Here is a 13,520-nt window from a genome sequence, read left to right on the forward strand (position 1 = left end):
TTCCTACCGCAGCCCGTCCCCGCTTGGCCGAAGCGGAACCCACACCTTGATGCCGGCTCGCCCTGCGCGAGCGATCATGTCGGCGGTTCCCCGGCTCGGGTTGCTCGCGTCGCTCGGAAAAGCCACGACGCCGTCCGGTCTTCCCTCGTCCAGCATGCGCTGGTTGCGCTTCGCTCCAGCGGCCCTGCCGTCGCCCGCCCAATCAGCGTCATACCTCTCGATCCGAACGCCGCTACTTGCGGCCCACTGTTCGGCGATGCGATCCGCCCCTCTCGCGCCGCCGTGGATGAGGCATGATATACCCCGCCTCAGGTGAAGCCGGTCAAGGGCGGTGTAGAGCCCAAGGCTGTCATCGAAGTCTCGGCTACCGCAGACAAGAACTCTCATCGCCCTCGACCCACATCGGATGCGCCACAATTCGGTTGCCTGACACGCGCTACCAGGCCTACCAAACATATCGGACAGGCCTGACGCGCTGCGAAGGACATGCAGGAGGTCTCTGTTCTCGGCGATATACTCATCCCACAACTCTCCGTAGAGCCCCCTGACCTCCACGAGGTTAATGGGGGGCCTGCCCTTGGCAGCCCGCCATTCGAGCCCCGTCGATCCGTCCTCGAAGACCTTGGATGACTGGTAGATCTCCTCGATCGTCCGGTTGCCGCGCGCCCTGATGCGGGCGCAGAGGGCGCTGAATCGCCGGTCTCCGCGCGTGCTGCACTCCAGGAATGGGGCGGACCCATGCCTGATCATTCCCCTGGCCTCCACACCTTGATTCCAGCCTCAAGGGCGCGCCTCACGAATTCATCGATCCGCTCGCCGCCAGGAAAGGCGACCATCGTCTCTGCGCGTCCGTCGGCAAGAATTGCGTCGATCGGGTCCGCGGATCCAGGTATCCGGCGGTCTCTTGCGTAGGTGGTTGAGCCAACAAGGCGCGAGATCGCCCATTGGCCGGCGATCTCGCTTGCGCCCCCATCGTCTTCGCGAAGAAGGGTTGAGATGGTGTGCTTGCGATGGACGCGGTCAAGGCATGTCCAGATGAAGTCGCGCCGGGAGTAGTCGGCTCCGCCGCACACAATCAGCCTCACGCTGCGGCGCCCCGGTCGATCGAGCGGGTGGCGCGGCGATCTCTGACCGCCCGATCGCGGCCACTCCGGCGCGCGCGCCGAACCGTCGCGCGCGGCGCGACCGCGACTGCGGGTAGGATGTCCGGCATCTGCGCAACCCCAGCCTGCCTTGAAGGCGAAGCCCTCCGTTCCTCCGAAGGAATCCCGCCGGGCTCGCGCACCGCATGCCGCGCGTCGTCCCGCATGGTGTCTGTCGGCATCTCACCTGACGCGCCCATCGCGTCGCGATGTCCTCCTGGGTTGGGCATTCCCTGGGGATCGTCACAACGCATCCCCGCCCGCGTCCTGCTTGGTGCCGTAGCAGGCATGAAGGAAGTCGTAGAAGGCGCGGGCGTGCTGCTCCTGAAGCGTGATCCACACCCGGTTGGTCCGCTCGCCCTTGCCGTGCGGCACGATCTCGTCGGCGTGGATGGAGAGCCACCCGGCGCGGTCGTGGTAGCTCGCTTCGAGGATGCCGGTGGCCTGCACCGCGCCAGCCAACTTGTTGGCAGGCGTGTGCTCGCCGTCCGTGAAGGTGAAGAGGCGCATCGGGCCGCGCTCCCTGATGTCGATGGTCTTCATGGCGTCAACCTCCGAGACTCTGCCTCGTCTTCCGCATGCGTTCGCGTCCGCCTCAGAAGGGGATCTCGTCGTCCAGCTCGGCCTCCTCCCGCCGCGTCCCGCCTCCGTTGGGGGCGGAGCTGCGCCTCTGGCCGCCCGAAGGCGCGCCGCGCTCTGCGCCCGCGTCGCCGCCAGTGCCATCCGACCTCCCGCCGAGCAGCGAGATCTCGCCGCGGAACTGCCGCAGCACGATCTCCGTCGTGTAGCGGTCCTGGCCGGACTGGTCCTGCCACTTCCGGGTTTCGAGCTGACCCTCGATGTAGACCTCGGACCCCTTCCGCAGGTATTTCTCCGCGATCTCGCCGAGCTTCTCGTTGAAGATCGCGACCGAGTGCCACTCGGTCCGCTCCTGCATGTTGCCCTCGCGGTCCTTGTAACGTTCGGAGGTCGCAAGCCGCAGGTTCACCACCCGGTTGCCGTTCTGGAAATTGCGCACCTCGGGATCGCGCCCGAGGCGGCCAACGAGAATGACCTTGTTCACTCCGGCCAAAGCGGGCCTCCTTCAGTTGACTGCTGTATGTTCGCTCGAAGCCGATCAGCCGGCCGTATCATCGGCCTCTCTTCGCCTGCTGCGATGCGCCTCGGCCGTGCCTGCGGCCCCTTGATCTGCCTCACATCCCAAGCGCGCGCATGTAGAGGTCGAGCAGCGACTGCTGTTCCTCCACCTCGGCGGGCTCCTTCTTGCGGATGGCGATGATCTGTCGGACGACGCGAGTGTCGAAGCCGGCGGACTTCGCCTCGGCGAAGATGTCCTTGATGTCGGAGGCGAGCGCCTTGCGCTCCTCCTCCAGGCGCTCGATCCGCTCCACGATCGAGCGCAGCCGCTCGCCCGCGACCCCGCCGACGTCACTTCGGTCCTCTTCTTCGCTCACAAGCCCTCTGCTCCTCTTGTGGGCCGACCCTCGTCGGCGCCCTATCGAATAGTTATGTGCCATGCTTGAGGTGCGCGGCATGATAACCATATGTGTGTGACCATGAGCGAACACAAGACCCACCGCCTGATCACGCCGATCGAGCCAAGCCTGCTTGTCCGCATCGACGACTTCCGCTTTGAGGGGCGCATCTCGACGCGGTCCGAGGCGGTTCGCATCCTGCTGGAGCAGGCCCTCTCCGGGGATCCCGCAAGCGCGTCCTCCCGGCGCCCCGCCAATGACTGAATTGAACGCCGATCAGTCGAGGGCGGCGGCAGAGATCATGCGCGCAATGTCTCCGCGTTCGCGCCATCTGCTGACCGGCTATGCGGGAAGCGGGAAGACGACCCTCATCATGAGCCTCCTCAAGGAGGCGTGCGAGCAGAGGAAGTCCGTCGTGCTGACGGCACCAACGCACAAGGCCGTCTCCGTGCTGGCCAGGAAGGCCGGGGAGGCCGGCATCGATGTTGAGTGCCGAACCATTCAGAGCCTCCTCGGGCTTCGACCCAAGATCGAGGAGGAGAGGCAGGTCTTCGTGCGCGACAGACATGCGCCTCCGGTGGATTTCGACGTCATCATCATCGATGAGTGCAGCATGCTGGGCGCCGACCTGATGGCGCATATCCGCCGATATGCGTCGCGCGCCTTTGTCCTGTTTGTTGGCGACCCCGCGCAGCTCCCACCGGTCGGAGAGACGGAGAGTCAGTCCTTCTCGACGAGGTCTCGAAGCCACCTGGAGACGATTGTCCGCCAATCCGCGGACAATCCCGTCCTTGATGCCGCGCATGAGATCCGCAGGACCCAGGGAGGGCCGATCGACTGGAGTTGGTGCAGGCCTCGAAAGGCGCCGCCGCTCGGGGTTTATCTCCCTGGCGGCCGCCTTGATGCGTGGCTTCGGAAGGCCTTCACGTCGCCCGAATTCGACGAGAAGCCGGACAGCTTCCGATACCTTGCGTGGACCAACAGCAGGGTGGCCGAGATCAATGCTCGGGTGCGCCGGTGGCGATACGGCGACAGGATACCGACCCCCTTCATGCCGGGCGAGAGGGCGCTGTTCCGCGCGCCCGTGATGCTCGACGATGTCGTCCTGTTCAACAACAACGAAGAGGCGACCGTTCACAGCATCGGCGCGGACATGTTCCGATATGGCTTGGACCCCTCCTATCGGTCGGAGGGCTGGGTCGCGGCAATTCCGTCGTGGCGCATCTCCCTTCGAAGGGATGGCCATGAGGGCATGTTCGACGTCCACCTTCCGCGCGACGCCGAGGCCCTCAGGGGGTCACTGGACCGCATAGCCGCAGAGGCCGCCGAGGGCGACAAGGAGAGATGGAAGGACCTCCATCGCCTCAAGTCGTCAATGGCCGACATGCAGTCGGTCTACGCTCTCACCGTCCACAAGAGCCAGGGGAGCACCATGAGGAACGTCTTCGTTGACGTGCCGGATATTAGGCGGCGCGCAAGCGACAATCCATTGGAGTGCCAACAAATGCTGTATGTCGCGGCAACCAGACCCACCGACGCTCTCGTTCTGGCGGGGGTCTAGCCGTGGGGCTTGGATCGATGATGGCGGGCGGCAACCCGGCGGCGACGCGCGGCCGTCAGGCGAACGACAGCTACCCGACCCCGCCCGACGTAACGCGCGCTCTCGTCCGTCGATATGACTGGCTGGGAAGCTACGAGATATGGGAGCCCTGCGCCGGAGACGGAGCGATGCTTGACGTTCTTCGCGAGATCGGGTCGCGATGGGGCGTCGTCGGCTCCGACATCCAGCCGCGCCGAGATGACGTCGTCCGCTGCGATTTTCTGTCCGACTCTCCTCCGGGGGATTTGAGGTTTGCGGCTGAGCACGGCAGGGTTGATGCCATCATAACCAATCCTCCGTTCAATCTTGCGCCACAGATGATCGAGCACGCGATGTCATACAGGCCATGCTTCGTGGCCTTTCTTCTGAAGAGCACATTCTGGCAAGCCGCGAGACGCCGACCGCTTTTCCTGTCCCATCAGCCGAGCGCCATTCATCCCCTTCTATGGAGGCCCGACTTTTTGGGTCTTGGCGCGCCAACCATGGAGGTTTCCTGGGTGGTCTGGGACCGCTCGTCGTTTCGAGGGGTGACATCCTATGAGCCCCTGACGAAGCCGGCCTGATGTGCAGCATCGTCGTGCATGGGTTGATCGAGCCGCCTGCCGGGTTGGGTGGGCGATAGGAGATGTCAAATGGGAGATGGCTTTCTGATCGCCCTTGCGGCGGCGATCGCAGTCGCCTGGGCGGCTCTGCGATGAGCGGGGCGTGGCTGCTGCTGATGGTGTGGACGGGCGCTCATGGCAGCACCGGGGGTGTTGCCGCCCCAGCCGTCGTGCCCTTCGCGAGCGAGGCGGTCTGCCGGCTGGTGGGCGCGCAGTATGAGGATCGCTGGCGGCGAAGCCAGCGCGAGTGGCGCAACACCCATCTGATCGAATGGAGGTGTGTCTACAATGGCAACTGAGCAGAAGACGACCTTCCAGAAGCGCATGGAGGGCTTCGCCGCGCGGTCGGGCATCGACCTCGCGGAAATCCAGGCGCGGGTGGCTCGCGAGCGGGCGTGCCCGAAGCATCGCTTCGAGATCGGCGCCGGCCCCTACGCGATGGGCGTCAAGTATCAATGCGCCCATTGCGGCGCTCAGAAGCGGCTGATGGACATTGGAGACTACATCGCCGGCTACAGGGCGGCAGGCGGCGACCCGAACGACATCTGCCCGGATTGGAAGGGCTGACATGGCAGACGAAGCAAAGACCACCCCCGCCGAGCCGCCCGCCAGCGGCGAGCGGCTGCGCGTCGAACGGCTCGGCATCGCCAGCGAACCCCGCCCGGTGGAGTGCGACCTGTGCGGATGGAAGGGGCGGCGGCTGAAAGCGCGGCCCCGCCCGTGCCCGTCCTGCGGATCAAGAAAGGTGCAATTCCGGTGAGCGAACACAATACGACAGATTGGCCCGGCTTCCCGCCAATCCTCGAAGACCTCGCCGCAGGGTGCCCGGTCAGCGAAGACAAGGCGGCGGGGATGCGTGCCGCGCTGCGCGTGATCGCGCACCGGCTGGACTACCTCGCCGCTAAGGCGGCGCCAGACGGGATCAGGAATAACAAGGAGCAGCGCGCTGCCCGCTCGGCGTTCAAGCAGGCAGCGGATGTAGCCGACCAAATCCGCCGGGAGGTCAGGGCCAATGCCTGAGCAGCAGACGACAGATTGGCGCCTGCCGGCCACGCGCGCCGCGCTTGTCAGGCTGCGTGCCGAGGTGGTGCGCCTGGCTCACGAGGTCGAGGCGCTGAAAGGCGGGCAGGACATTGCGCGCCGCCTGCGAGACGCGGCCATGCATCCCGAAATGATGGAGGCCAGCAAGTGACGCAGCAAACCACAGATTGGCGCCCCATAGCGGAGGCGCCGAAGCGAGGCACTATCCGCGCCCGCATCTGGCACGGCGACCGCTATTTCGAGGTGGATGCGAAGTGGGCATCGGCTGCCCGTGCGTGGGTGGATGTTGACGGCGAAAGCTGTGTCGGTTGGGTCGAGGGCGTAAGCCCGGCAGCGTTCTATCTTCCGAAGCCGCGATGACAGATGAAGCAAAGACCACCACCCCGGAGGCGCCTCGGCCGGCGTTCGGCTGCGCCTGCCCCAGCAGCGACGCGCGGACCTGCATCGCGATCCGCTACGGGCGCGACCGCTACTGCGACGATCCGACCGAGCCGTGCGAGTGCGCCTGCCACCAGGAGGATGACGATGACGACGAGTGGTGAGCAAAATCCGACCCGGCCCGACGACGCGCATCCCGGCGAGTGCCTGGGCGGCCTGACCTATCCGCCCGGCGCCAATCGGCTGCCCAAGCTCGACGGCGCGCGAACGCTCGACGGCGGGACGCTGCGCGTCGTGCGGGTCTATCGCGAGGTTGCGGTCAGCCGCCGCAACATGGGCGGCATTGCGTGCAAGGAGGTCGGCGCAGATGAGTGACCAAACCACAGATTGGCAGCCGATGGAGACGGCGCCGACTGACGGCCGGTGGATTGAGGGCCTTAGCCCTGTCGGGCGCGCCATGCCGATGCGATGCAGGGCGCTGCGCGCGGCCGATCCGCTGTCGGCGGCCGTAGGCGACGCGCTGTTCGGGAGCGGGCCGATGTGGTGGGCGATCTACCCCAGCGACGGCAAGATCGGCTCATTTCTGCCGCAGGGATGGCGCCCCCTGCCAGAAGGCTGGCAGCCCCCGGATGACACGCCCCATGTCTGATCCCGTCCGCGATACGACCTTCTACGGCTACCGCCCAGCCGAGATGATTGCGTCTGATCTGCTCGCGCGCGCGCGGGCGGACGCCGCATCGGCGCTGGCGAAGCTGCGTCTCGAAAACGAGCGGCTGCGCGAGGGACTGCGTGATCTGGTGGACGACGACACCCGCCTCGCCTGCGAGATGCGGGACACGGCTGCGGCCATTCTCGCCGGCACATTTCGGAGGGCGGGTAAGTGACGCAGGAAACCACCATTCCATCTCGGCTGGTGATCGGCACCCGGCGCCGGCATGTCACGCTGCACGGCTGGAAGGCCGACGTGGTAATGCTTGCGATTACGCTGCTGCCGGGCGTGCTGCTGGTGGCAGCGGGATACCTGCCATGAGCGAGCACAAGACGACCGATGCGGCGCGCGAGTTGTCGCGCCTCGCCACGCTGCGGCCCCGCGCCGAATGGCACGAGGACCACGGCCCGGTGCTGTGGCACCACCTCGACCAGCACGGCCGCATCTGCGAGGCGCCCATAGTGGCGCGCGACGATGGCGAGCTTGAAGACGCGGAGGCGTGGCCGGACTACTTCACCCACTGGTCGCCGCTGCCGTACGTCAACCATCTGCCGGAGGCGGCCCATGCAAGCGAAGCCTGAAACCACCCCGATCGCCGACGCACTCGAAGCTGCCGCGCGTCGGGTCGCGATCCTCGACATGGGCAAGCGGCGCGTCAGCGATCTGGACCGCCTGACCGCGCAGAACGCCGTGATCGCCTTCCTCCGCTCGCCGGGCATAGACGGCTACCTCGGGGCGGCGGTGCAGGTTGCCGACATGATCGAGGACAAGCGATGAGCAATACGCCCCCGCCGATCCCGTTCCGCCAGCTACAGCCAGGCGACGTGCTGCGCTGGCAATGCCTGCTCTTCCCCAACGTGACCCACCGCTGGCGCGTGCTTGCGGTGTGCCTGGGCGGGCAGCAACCAGACGGTTCTTGGACCGAAAGCCTGATCGAAGTCGAGAACGTCTCGCACGCGTCAGGCATCACCTCCAGCGGCGTCCGGGCGTCCGTCATGGCGATCCCCGAGGTGCTGACCCGCGAATGCATGATCGAGGACGTAGGTGATTACTTCGGCCTCCCGTCTGCCAGGAGGTGGGCGCGGTGAGTGAGCACAAGACGACACTTTGGCAGGCATTCGACTATGCCGCCCCGCCGACAGGGCTGTTCTGGATCGAGGTCGAGCGCCCCGAGACGTGGTGCGATGCCGGCGATGATGGCCGCACGGTTGGCGGCTACACGGGCAAGACCGAGCGGCGCGTCGTGCTGGCCGAGGTCTATCCGACCGATGACGGTCCGGCCTTCGAGGCGGTCGGCTACGGCGACCATGGGCGCGTGCAGGATGACGACACCGCGCGCCGGTTCCTCCCGCTCACGCCGCCGGAGCTACCCCATGCCGAATGATCAGCCTGTGCAAATTGGGACGGGCTTCTCGCCCATCCGCGAAGGTGTGCTGGAAGCCGAAATCCGGCGCCTGCGAGCGGCGCTGGCTGACATTGCTGATGCGCCCATGTCCTCGAAGGAGGACCTGGTGCGGCACGCCAAGCGCGCGCTTGCCCCGCTGACGGGAGGCTGACGTGGCAGACGCAGCAAAGACGACCGACCCGCGAATGTTGCGCCGCGCGGCGCTGGAGGACGCAATCGCCGCGGTCGAGGCGGTGCAGGCTGCGCCTGACGGCTACTACTACGCGCAGGATCGCCAGAAAATCATCGGATGGGAGCGCGCGACCGGGCGCGTTCTCGGCAAGCTGAGGGAGATGTTGGCCGATGACTAAGGCGGCGCAAAATCAGACGGCCTGGCAGCACATCGCGACGGCGCCGAAAGGGCCGCACTGCGGCCCGCCGCATCTTGGTGTTGTGGGTGGCGAGGTGCGGCTGATCCGATGGGGCAGGACAAGCCACATTCCGATCACCGGCTGGTGCCTTGCCGATCAGGGCGTCGAAGATTTCGACCTATGCGAACCAACCCACTGGATGCCCCTGCCGGAGCCGCCGCGATGAGCCGACACGAAGTCGCGGCTTGCCTGCCCTGCCCGGAGTGCGGCGGCGAGGCGCTGATGCAGCCGAACCTTGTCCAGAAATGCCAGCGGTGCGCGTGGTGTTGGCGGCCGCCCTCGATGCGTGGGTCGCCGGTTCGTCGCCCTGGGTTATCAGTGAGGTTGTGCGATGTGTGACACGATCCGAGAAACCACGGTTCGTCGGCGCCTCTACGTTCTTACCGGCGTCGTGCAGTCCGGCAACGCCAGTGAAGTGCTGTCCGGCTGCCTGCTCGCGCCGAGCGAGGACGCGGCAAGGGGCAACCATGTGCGATGGATGCAGGAGCAGAAGCCGGGGTGGTTGGTGCATTCCGTCAACCTGTTCCCCATCCCGGATGATCTGCTGCGAGACGCCGTTCGGGAGATTGCCAAATGAGCGACCGAGCAGAAGCCACCAACATCGCATTCGCGCTACGCGACTGCCTCGACGGCAATCCGGAAGCGCACGGCCAGATCGAGTTTGTGGACGCGAGCGACCTGCGCGACACCGCCAACAAGATCGAGCGACTACAGGCCAAGCCGTCCGAGGCCGAAGCCGAGGCGTGCGGCTACCTCGATCAGCAGGAGCCTGGATCGAGATGGGTGGTCGCCATGCCTAATTCGTCACAGCAATCGACCGCCCTGCGCCACATCTGGCTGCAACGACAGCCGGACGGCTCATTTGTGGATTGGGGGCGCCACGGCCCCGGCCGCGTCGGTCCTGCGCTATGGTATCGCGGCGAGGCCGCGAAAATTCTGGCGCTGGTGCTGAGACACACGGAAGCCAATCATGACAAACTGTGAGCAGACGACACGCTTCCGCGCCCGGCTGTCCTATGCGTCCACCTCCGCGCCAGCGACGCCCTCCCAAGCGCGGCAATTCAACCAGCCGCGCCCTCGGGAGGGCGCCGGGCAAGCGCATCGCTTTGTTGCCCGCATAGCGCGACGCCAGCGCTTCATGCGCGTGCAATGGGACAGGTTCCGCGCAGCCTGCCGGGCGGGCCGCGGCGTAGTGTGGAGACACGAAGCATGAGCGAGCATGAAGTGACCCCAAGCAGCTACGGCCATTCCGAGATGATCGAGGCGGACCCCCGCGATGCGGAGAGCATGGCGCTCTGCGCGATCCGCTACACCATTGGTCGCCGCAGCTACATCGTGGGCGACGGCCAGCGATGGGCGCGCGAGTGGGGCGCTCGCTCCGCGTGGGTGCGCGACGTGATCCGCCGCGATCTGCGAGAGGCGGCCAACCGGGATGGCGCGCTGGGCGACCGCCACGATGAGCGGGGATGGCTGGCTGTGCTGGCCGATCTCGACGCGCTTGCCAAGGAGGCCGGCAGCCATGTCGATTGATCTGGCCGATGAGACGCACCCGGCTCTTTGGTTGATCGCCTCCGTGCTCGACCACCCGAGCGTCTACATGGGCGGTCCGAGCCCGCACAGCCGCCGCAACGCGCGGCGGATCATCGAGGCGCTGGAGGCCGAGGGATGGGCGCTGACGAAGATGGGTGAAGCGATGGGTGCGACGAGTGATACCGTCGAGATCGTGCGGCAACGCCTCGCCGATGGCCGCACGATTGCCGACATCGACGTTCACCGCCTCGTTGAGGAGATCGACGGATTGCGGAAGGCCCTGACCAGGGTGGGGCGCGAGGCACGCGAGGGAATGGAGCGGCTGGCCGCTCGAATTCACGCGGAGAGGGACCGATGAGGCCGCCTCGGCCTGTGGGCCATCGCGCCATACTGGCCCGGCCGCCACGACGCCGCCGCTCGGTTTCGCGCGGTTTTAGGTGGCTGGATTTTGTCCCCATCGATGGCCACATATTAAGCCCATCACAATGGAGAATGCCAAGTGAATGACGCGACGCTTGCCGTCATGAGGTTGACCACATCCGCCGCCATTCCCTCTCGGGGCAGCGCTGGTGCTGTTGGATATGACCTATGCGCAGACCTGCAAGAGGCGGGAGAGGTGACGATCCATCCGCGCGGGCGGGCCGCAATCCCAACAGGAATCGCGGTGGCGATCCCGGAGGGTCTCTACGGGCGCATCGCGCCGCGCTCCGGCCTCGCGCTGAAGGCCGGCGTCGATGTGTTCGGAGGCGTCATCGACCCAGACTACCGCGGTGAGATCAAGGTCATCCTCCACAACTCCGGATCGGAGCCTCTGACAATTGGTCACGGGGACCGGATCGCGCAGATCATCCTGGAGCGCGTCGCCGTCATGCCGGTGATGGAGGTGGACCGCCTCGATGCGACCGTTCGCGGCAGCAGCGGCTTCGGAAGCACGGGCATGTCCGCGGTCACGGAGGTAGCGGGTGCCTGATGCGCGCTGGCAGGGCCGTCTCTTTGGTGTCGCGGAGAGCGTGGCCTCGTGGAGCAAGGACCCGTCGACGAAGGTTGGGTGCGTCGTTGTGGACGACGACCGCCGCATCATGGCGACCGGCTACAACGGATTCCCGCGCGGGGTGAACGACTCAGATGATCGCCTCACACACCGCCCGACGAAGCACCTCCTTGTGGTCCACGCGGAAGCGAACGCCATCGCGGCTGCGGCGAGGGCCGGCGTTTCCCTCAGCGGCTGCACCGCATATGTGACGCACCCTCCCTGCGCGCAGTGCGCCGCCCTCATGGTTCAGGCGGGAATTGCTCGCGTCTTCTCAAGGGGGGAGCTTCGAGCCGAATGGGCTGAATCGGAGGCGGCCGCGAAGACGATCATGGAGGAGGGGGGCGTCGAGTGGATGAGGTCCTGAAGTCTCATATCCTGGATTTGGCCGCCGAGGCGTCTATCAGGGCCACAGAAGGGAAGGGCGATGCCGACCCCTATGAGAACAGCGATCCCTTCCGCGAGCGGCTGCTGGATGAGATGTGGCGCCTCATGCACAGCTTCGAGGGCAACGCCTTCCGAGATGGCAGGGTGCGCGACCGGATCGCGGAAATAGACCGCACGCTCGTCGAGCGCGACTGAGCCCACAAACCACGAACTTGCGCCGGCCGCGACCCAGGCTGGTGGGTTCGGGCGGCGATCTGGGAGGCTGGCGGCGGGTTGGGCGCCCCCTAGTCAGCCGCTCCGGACAACCAGACCGCCGGCCCGCGCATCAAACCGCAAGGAGACAGGCCATGGAGCAGACCCCCGCAGAGCGGGCCGCCCAGGTCTATGATCTGTTCCGTGGCGATCCGCCCGAGTGCCGCAGCAGCTACCTGCACGACCACTACCGGCGGGGGAAGCTCGGGGTGCAGCGCCCCGGCCGCGATCAGGTCGCTGCCCTCGCTGCATGGAAGGCGGGGCGCGACGACGCCCAAGCGGCCAATTCATCGCCATAGGGGCCTGTCTTGGCGACTAACAAAACCCCCGAAGGAAGACCCTTCGGGGGTTTTTATGTGATTGATTTATCTGCCTTTGCCCATCATGTGGCGGAAATCGCTCGCGCGATGGGCAAGACCATCAGACGAAGGCGCACCAGGGCTCCTCGGGATCATAGGGGGCGTCCTCCTCTATGTCCGGCTGAAACCACCCAAGATCACGCAGCCTCGCCACATCGCCCTCAGATACGGGTCGGTCGGTCCGAAATATGAATATCTGGTCGTGCTCGGCTCCGATGTGGTGGCCGTCAGGCTCATCGAAATAGCCGCGAAGGATGCTAATTCCCTCGCTGACCTCTCCGAGGTTCATGTGCCACCTCTAGGGTTTTGTCCGTCCCAGAAAAGGGCGTCCGCGCGCCCCATGAGGACGGCAGCGGCGAGCTTCAGCCGACTGATGATGTCGAAGCGACCAAGGGGGCGCGCGGGGCGGTAAGCTCCGCGAACCCTGACAAGTGGACCATTTTCGATGTAGCTGGCGAGATCGCTGATCTCCCAGCGATTGGGCGCCGACCTCACGCGAACAGGCCCTTGATGGCCCACATCACCGCCTCCTCAAGCTTCGTCATGGCAATTGCCTCCTCGCGCATCGAGGCCGAGACGCCCAACCCGGACGCCGAACGTGCGCGCGGGATGCTGAGAAAGAGCGCTTCAAGCTCGGCGGCCTTCCCCTTTATCTCATCATGAAGGGCCAGCTCGTCAGGGCCGGCCCGTCGGTAGCGCGGCCGAAACCGGCTGGGCTTAATCGTTTCCGACGCAAGTCGCGCGTCCGCCCCGTCGGCGTAGATATGCGCGGCGTTGCCGCTCTCTTCCGTCATCGCCTGGATTCCCCTTCCGTTGAAATGAAGGCGCTCGCCTCGATGGCTGCGGCCTGAAGGTCTGCGTAGCCAAGATCTTCGATGGGGCGGCCAGCCCACAACCAGACAGGACCGTCGCCAGACCTGCGCTTGCGCGCCTTCGTCGTCACGTTGACCGCATCAAGCAGCGCGATCAGCGCGGCCCGCATCTCGTCCATCTCCGCAAGAATGCCTCGGATAGGGCGCGCGTCGACGCCCCCAAGGAGGGCCTCTCGATGGCTCATTGCTGTGCTCCCCCGTGTGTCACCGCGATGCGCGTGTTCGCGTCCTGTTCGCGCTTTTCGGTGTGCCCACGAAAGCGGGATACCAAGGAAAATCCTGGCTTTCCGGCGTTGCGGCACATAAGGCGACGGATTGCTAAACCGTT

At 66.0% G+C, this 13,520-nt stretch carries 36 protein-coding genes; 28 read left to right on the forward strand and 8 right to left on the reverse strand.

All coding sequences use genetic code 11. The annotated features are described in order from the left end of the window. Positions 1-3 precede the first annotated feature (3 nt). The 5 genes from ACK8OX_RS16885 to ACK8OX_RS16905 form a co-directional block, all read right to left on the reverse strand. Complete coding sequence (locus ACK8OX_RS16885) at positions 4-750, reverse strand: DUF2493 domain-containing protein (RefSeq protein WP_430665391.1); 747 nt, start codon at positions 748-750, stop codon at positions 4-6. Next, positions 747-1,085: an SLOG family protein gene (locus ACK8OX_RS16890; RefSeq protein WP_430665392.1), complete on the reverse strand. Its 339-nt coding sequence runs from the start codon at positions 1,083-1,085 to the stop codon at positions 747-749. Before ACK8OX_RS16890 ends, ACK8OX_RS16885 begins: the two co-directional genes overlap by 4 nt. Positions 1,086-1,385: 300 nt before the next feature. After that, positions 1,386-1,685, reverse strand: a complete 300-nt coding sequence (locus tag ACK8OX_RS16895) for a hypothetical protein (RefSeq protein WP_430665393.1) — start codon at positions 1,683-1,685, stop codon at positions 1,386-1,388. Between the two features lie 52 nt (positions 1,686-1,737). Beyond that, complete coding sequence (ssb, locus tag ACK8OX_RS16900) at positions 1,738-2,214, reverse strand: single-stranded DNA-binding protein (protein ID WP_430665394.1); 477 nt, start codon at positions 2,212-2,214, stop codon at positions 1,738-1,740. A 121-nt stretch (positions 2,215-2,335) separates the two neighbouring features. Next, positions 2,336-2,596 (reverse strand): DUF2312 domain-containing protein, encoded by a 261-nt coding sequence (locus tag ACK8OX_RS16905; protein WP_430665395.1) that lies wholly within the window; start codon positions 2,594-2,596, stop codon positions 2,336-2,338. A 102-nt stretch (positions 2,597-2,698) separates the two neighbouring features. On the opposite strand from ACK8OX_RS16905, the gene ACK8OX_RS16910 reads away from it, so the two are divergent. The 28 genes from ACK8OX_RS16910 to ACK8OX_RS17045 all read left to right on the forward strand — a co-directional run bounded on the left by ACK8OX_RS16910 (position 2,699) and on the right by ACK8OX_RS17045 (position 12,260). Next, positions 2,699-2,881, forward strand: a complete 183-nt coding sequence (locus tag ACK8OX_RS16910) for a hypothetical protein (protein ID WP_430665396.1) — start codon at positions 2,699-2,701, stop codon at positions 2,879-2,881. Continuing rightward, positions 2,874-4,178, forward strand: coding sequence for an ATP-dependent DNA helicase (locus ACK8OX_RS16915; protein ID WP_430665397.1), 1,305 nt, complete (start codon positions 2,874-2,876; stop codon positions 4,176-4,178). The genes ACK8OX_RS16910 and ACK8OX_RS16915 overlap by 8 nt, the downstream gene beginning before the upstream one ends. Positions 4,179-4,345: 167 nt before the next feature. Continuing rightward, positions 4,346-4,780: a hypothetical protein gene (locus ACK8OX_RS16920; protein WP_430665398.1), complete on the forward strand. Its 435-nt coding sequence runs from the start codon at positions 4,346-4,348 to the stop codon at positions 4,778-4,780. A 131-nt stretch (positions 4,781-4,911) separates the two neighbouring features. Then, complete coding sequence (locus tag ACK8OX_RS16925) at positions 4,912-5,118, forward strand: hypothetical protein (protein ID WP_430665399.1); 207 nt, start codon at positions 4,912-4,914, stop codon at positions 5,116-5,118. Between the two features lie 25 nt (positions 5,119-5,143). Next, positions 5,144-5,386: a hypothetical protein gene (locus tag ACK8OX_RS16930; protein ID WP_430665400.1), complete on the forward strand. Its 243-nt coding sequence runs from the start codon at positions 5,144-5,146 to the stop codon at positions 5,384-5,386. Between the two features lies 1 nt (position 5,387). Beyond that, positions 5,388-5,579, forward strand: a complete 192-nt coding sequence (locus tag ACK8OX_RS16935) for a hypothetical protein (RefSeq protein ID WP_430665401.1) — start codon at positions 5,388-5,390, stop codon at positions 5,577-5,579. Continuing rightward, entirely contained in the window at positions 5,576-5,839 is a 264-nt protein-coding gene (locus tag ACK8OX_RS16940; RefSeq protein ID WP_430665402.1) for a hypothetical protein, read from the forward strand. Before ACK8OX_RS16935 ends, ACK8OX_RS16940 begins: the two co-directional genes overlap by 4 nt. Beyond that, a complete protein-coding gene (locus ACK8OX_RS16945) occupies positions 5,832-6,011 on the forward strand; it encodes a hypothetical protein (RefSeq protein WP_430665403.1) in 180 nt (59 codons plus the stop codon). The genes ACK8OX_RS16940 and ACK8OX_RS16945 overlap by 8 nt, the downstream gene beginning before the upstream one ends. 205 nt (positions 6,012-6,216) lie before the next feature. Beyond that, on the forward strand, positions 6,217-6,402 hold the full coding sequence (locus ACK8OX_RS16950; protein WP_430665404.1) for a hypothetical protein: 186 nt from the start codon (positions 6,217-6,219) through the stop codon (positions 6,400-6,402). Then, a complete protein-coding gene (locus ACK8OX_RS16955) occupies positions 6,380-6,613 on the forward strand; it encodes a hypothetical protein (protein WP_430665405.1) in 234 nt (77 codons plus the stop codon). The genes ACK8OX_RS16950 and ACK8OX_RS16955 overlap by 23 nt, the downstream gene beginning before the upstream one ends. Next, positions 6,606-6,887 carry a hypothetical protein gene (locus ACK8OX_RS16960; protein ID WP_430665406.1) on the forward strand — a complete coding sequence of 94 codons (282 nt, stop codon included), beginning with the start codon at positions 6,606-6,608 and terminating at the stop codon, positions 6,885-6,887. Before ACK8OX_RS16955 ends, ACK8OX_RS16960 begins: the two co-directional genes overlap by 8 nt. Continuing rightward, positions 6,880-7,122: a hypothetical protein gene (locus tag ACK8OX_RS16965; protein WP_430665407.1), complete on the forward strand. Its 243-nt coding sequence runs from the start codon at positions 6,880-6,882 to the stop codon at positions 7,120-7,122. The genes ACK8OX_RS16960 and ACK8OX_RS16965 overlap by 8 nt, the downstream gene beginning before the upstream one ends. Then, complete coding sequence (locus ACK8OX_RS16970) at positions 7,119-7,268, forward strand: hypothetical protein (protein ID WP_430665408.1); 150 nt, start codon at positions 7,119-7,121, stop codon at positions 7,266-7,268. The genes ACK8OX_RS16965 and ACK8OX_RS16970 overlap by 4 nt, the downstream gene beginning before the upstream one ends. Continuing rightward, on the forward strand, positions 7,265-7,528 hold the full coding sequence (locus tag ACK8OX_RS16975) for a hypothetical protein (RefSeq protein WP_430665409.1): 264 nt from the start codon (positions 7,265-7,267) through the stop codon (positions 7,526-7,528). Before ACK8OX_RS16970 ends, ACK8OX_RS16975 begins: the two co-directional genes overlap by 4 nt. After that, positions 7,512-7,724: a hypothetical protein gene (locus tag ACK8OX_RS16980; RefSeq protein WP_430665410.1), complete on the forward strand. Its 213-nt coding sequence runs from the start codon at positions 7,512-7,514 to the stop codon at positions 7,722-7,724. The genes ACK8OX_RS16975 and ACK8OX_RS16980 overlap by 17 nt, the downstream gene beginning before the upstream one ends. After that, the gene (locus ACK8OX_RS16985) at positions 7,721-8,035 is read left to right on the forward strand and encodes a hypothetical protein (protein WP_430665411.1); all 315 of its coding nucleotides are present in this window, start codon (positions 7,721-7,723) and stop codon (positions 8,033-8,035) included. Before ACK8OX_RS16980 ends, ACK8OX_RS16985 begins: the two co-directional genes overlap by 4 nt. Further along, the gene (locus tag ACK8OX_RS16990; protein WP_430665412.1) at positions 8,032-8,331 is read left to right on the forward strand and encodes a hypothetical protein; all 300 of its coding nucleotides are present in this window, start codon (positions 8,032-8,034) and stop codon (positions 8,329-8,331) included. The genes ACK8OX_RS16985 and ACK8OX_RS16990 overlap by 4 nt, the downstream gene beginning before the upstream one ends. Then, the gene (locus ACK8OX_RS16995; RefSeq protein WP_430665413.1) at positions 8,321-8,503 is read left to right on the forward strand and encodes a hypothetical protein; all 183 of its coding nucleotides are present in this window, start codon (positions 8,321-8,323) and stop codon (positions 8,501-8,503) included. The genes ACK8OX_RS16990 and ACK8OX_RS16995 overlap by 11 nt, the downstream gene beginning before the upstream one ends. Position 8,504: 1 nt before the next feature. Then, positions 8,505-8,702, forward strand: a complete 198-nt coding sequence (locus ACK8OX_RS17000) for a hypothetical protein (RefSeq protein WP_430665414.1) — start codon at positions 8,505-8,507, stop codon at positions 8,700-8,702. Further along, on the forward strand, positions 8,695-8,928 hold the full coding sequence (locus ACK8OX_RS17005; RefSeq protein WP_430665415.1) for a DUF551 domain-containing protein: 234 nt from the start codon (positions 8,695-8,697) through the stop codon (positions 8,926-8,928). The genes ACK8OX_RS17000 and ACK8OX_RS17005 overlap by 8 nt, the downstream gene beginning before the upstream one ends. 165 nt (positions 8,929-9,093) lie before the next feature. Then, positions 9,094-9,339 carry a hypothetical protein gene (locus ACK8OX_RS17010; protein ID WP_430665416.1) on the forward strand — a complete coding sequence of 82 codons (246 nt, stop codon included), beginning with the start codon at positions 9,094-9,096 and terminating at the stop codon, positions 9,337-9,339. Beyond that, positions 9,336-9,746: a hypothetical protein gene (locus ACK8OX_RS17015; protein ID WP_430665417.1), complete on the forward strand. Its 411-nt coding sequence runs from the start codon at positions 9,336-9,338 to the stop codon at positions 9,744-9,746. The genes ACK8OX_RS17010 and ACK8OX_RS17015 overlap by 4 nt, the downstream gene beginning before the upstream one ends. 225 nt (positions 9,747-9,971) lie before the next feature. Continuing rightward, positions 9,972-10,292, forward strand: coding sequence for a hypothetical protein (locus tag ACK8OX_RS17020; protein WP_430665418.1), 321 nt, complete (start codon positions 9,972-9,974; stop codon positions 10,290-10,292). After that, positions 10,282-10,650: a hypothetical protein gene (locus ACK8OX_RS17025; protein ID WP_430665419.1), complete on the forward strand. Its 369-nt coding sequence runs from the start codon at positions 10,282-10,284 to the stop codon at positions 10,648-10,650. Before ACK8OX_RS17020 ends, ACK8OX_RS17025 begins: the two co-directional genes overlap by 11 nt. A 141-nt stretch (positions 10,651-10,791) precedes the next feature. Next, positions 10,792-11,262, forward strand: coding sequence for a dUTP diphosphatase (dut, locus tag ACK8OX_RS17030; protein ID WP_430665420.1), 471 nt, complete (start codon positions 10,792-10,794; stop codon positions 11,260-11,262). Beyond that, complete coding sequence (locus tag ACK8OX_RS17035) at positions 11,255-11,689, forward strand: deaminase (RefSeq protein ID WP_430665421.1); 435 nt, start codon at positions 11,255-11,257, stop codon at positions 11,687-11,689. The genes dut and ACK8OX_RS17035 overlap by 8 nt, the downstream gene beginning before the upstream one ends. Beyond that, positions 11,674-11,904 (forward strand): hypothetical protein, encoded by a 231-nt coding sequence (locus ACK8OX_RS17040; protein WP_430665422.1) that lies wholly within the window; start codon positions 11,674-11,676, stop codon positions 11,902-11,904. The genes ACK8OX_RS17035 and ACK8OX_RS17040 overlap by 16 nt, the downstream gene beginning before the upstream one ends. 152 nt (positions 11,905-12,056) lie before the next feature. Next, complete coding sequence (locus ACK8OX_RS17045; protein ID WP_430665423.1) at positions 12,057-12,260, forward strand: hypothetical protein; 204 nt, start codon at positions 12,057-12,059, stop codon at positions 12,258-12,260. Positions 12,261-12,381: 121 nt separating this feature from the next. Here the strand turns inward: ACK8OX_RS17045 and ACK8OX_RS17050 are convergent, their stop codons facing one another. From ACK8OX_RS17050 to ACK8OX_RS17060, 3 genes are all read right to left on the reverse strand, one after another. Then, on the reverse strand, positions 12,382-12,609 hold the full coding sequence (locus ACK8OX_RS17050; RefSeq protein ID WP_430665424.1) for a hypothetical protein: 228 nt from the start codon (positions 12,607-12,609) through the stop codon (positions 12,382-12,384). A gap of 202 nt (positions 12,610-12,811) precedes the next feature. Continuing rightward, positions 12,812-13,114 (reverse strand): DUF7681 family protein, encoded by a 303-nt coding sequence (locus ACK8OX_RS17055; RefSeq protein ID WP_430665425.1) that lies wholly within the window; start codon positions 13,112-13,114, stop codon positions 12,812-12,814. Beyond that, positions 13,111-13,311 carry a hypothetical protein gene (locus ACK8OX_RS17060; protein WP_430665426.1) on the reverse strand — a complete coding sequence of 67 codons (201 nt, stop codon included), beginning with the start codon at positions 13,309-13,311 and terminating at the stop codon, positions 13,111-13,113. The genes ACK8OX_RS17055 and ACK8OX_RS17060 overlap by 4 nt, the downstream gene beginning before the upstream one ends. Between the last annotated feature and the right edge of the window lie 209 nt (positions 13,312-13,520).

The sequence above is a fragment of the Falsiroseomonas sp. CW058 genome, from assembly GCF_050563535.1.
Classification (GTDB): Bacteria; Pseudomonadota; Alphaproteobacteria; order Acetobacterales; family Acetobacteraceae; genus Falsiroseomonas.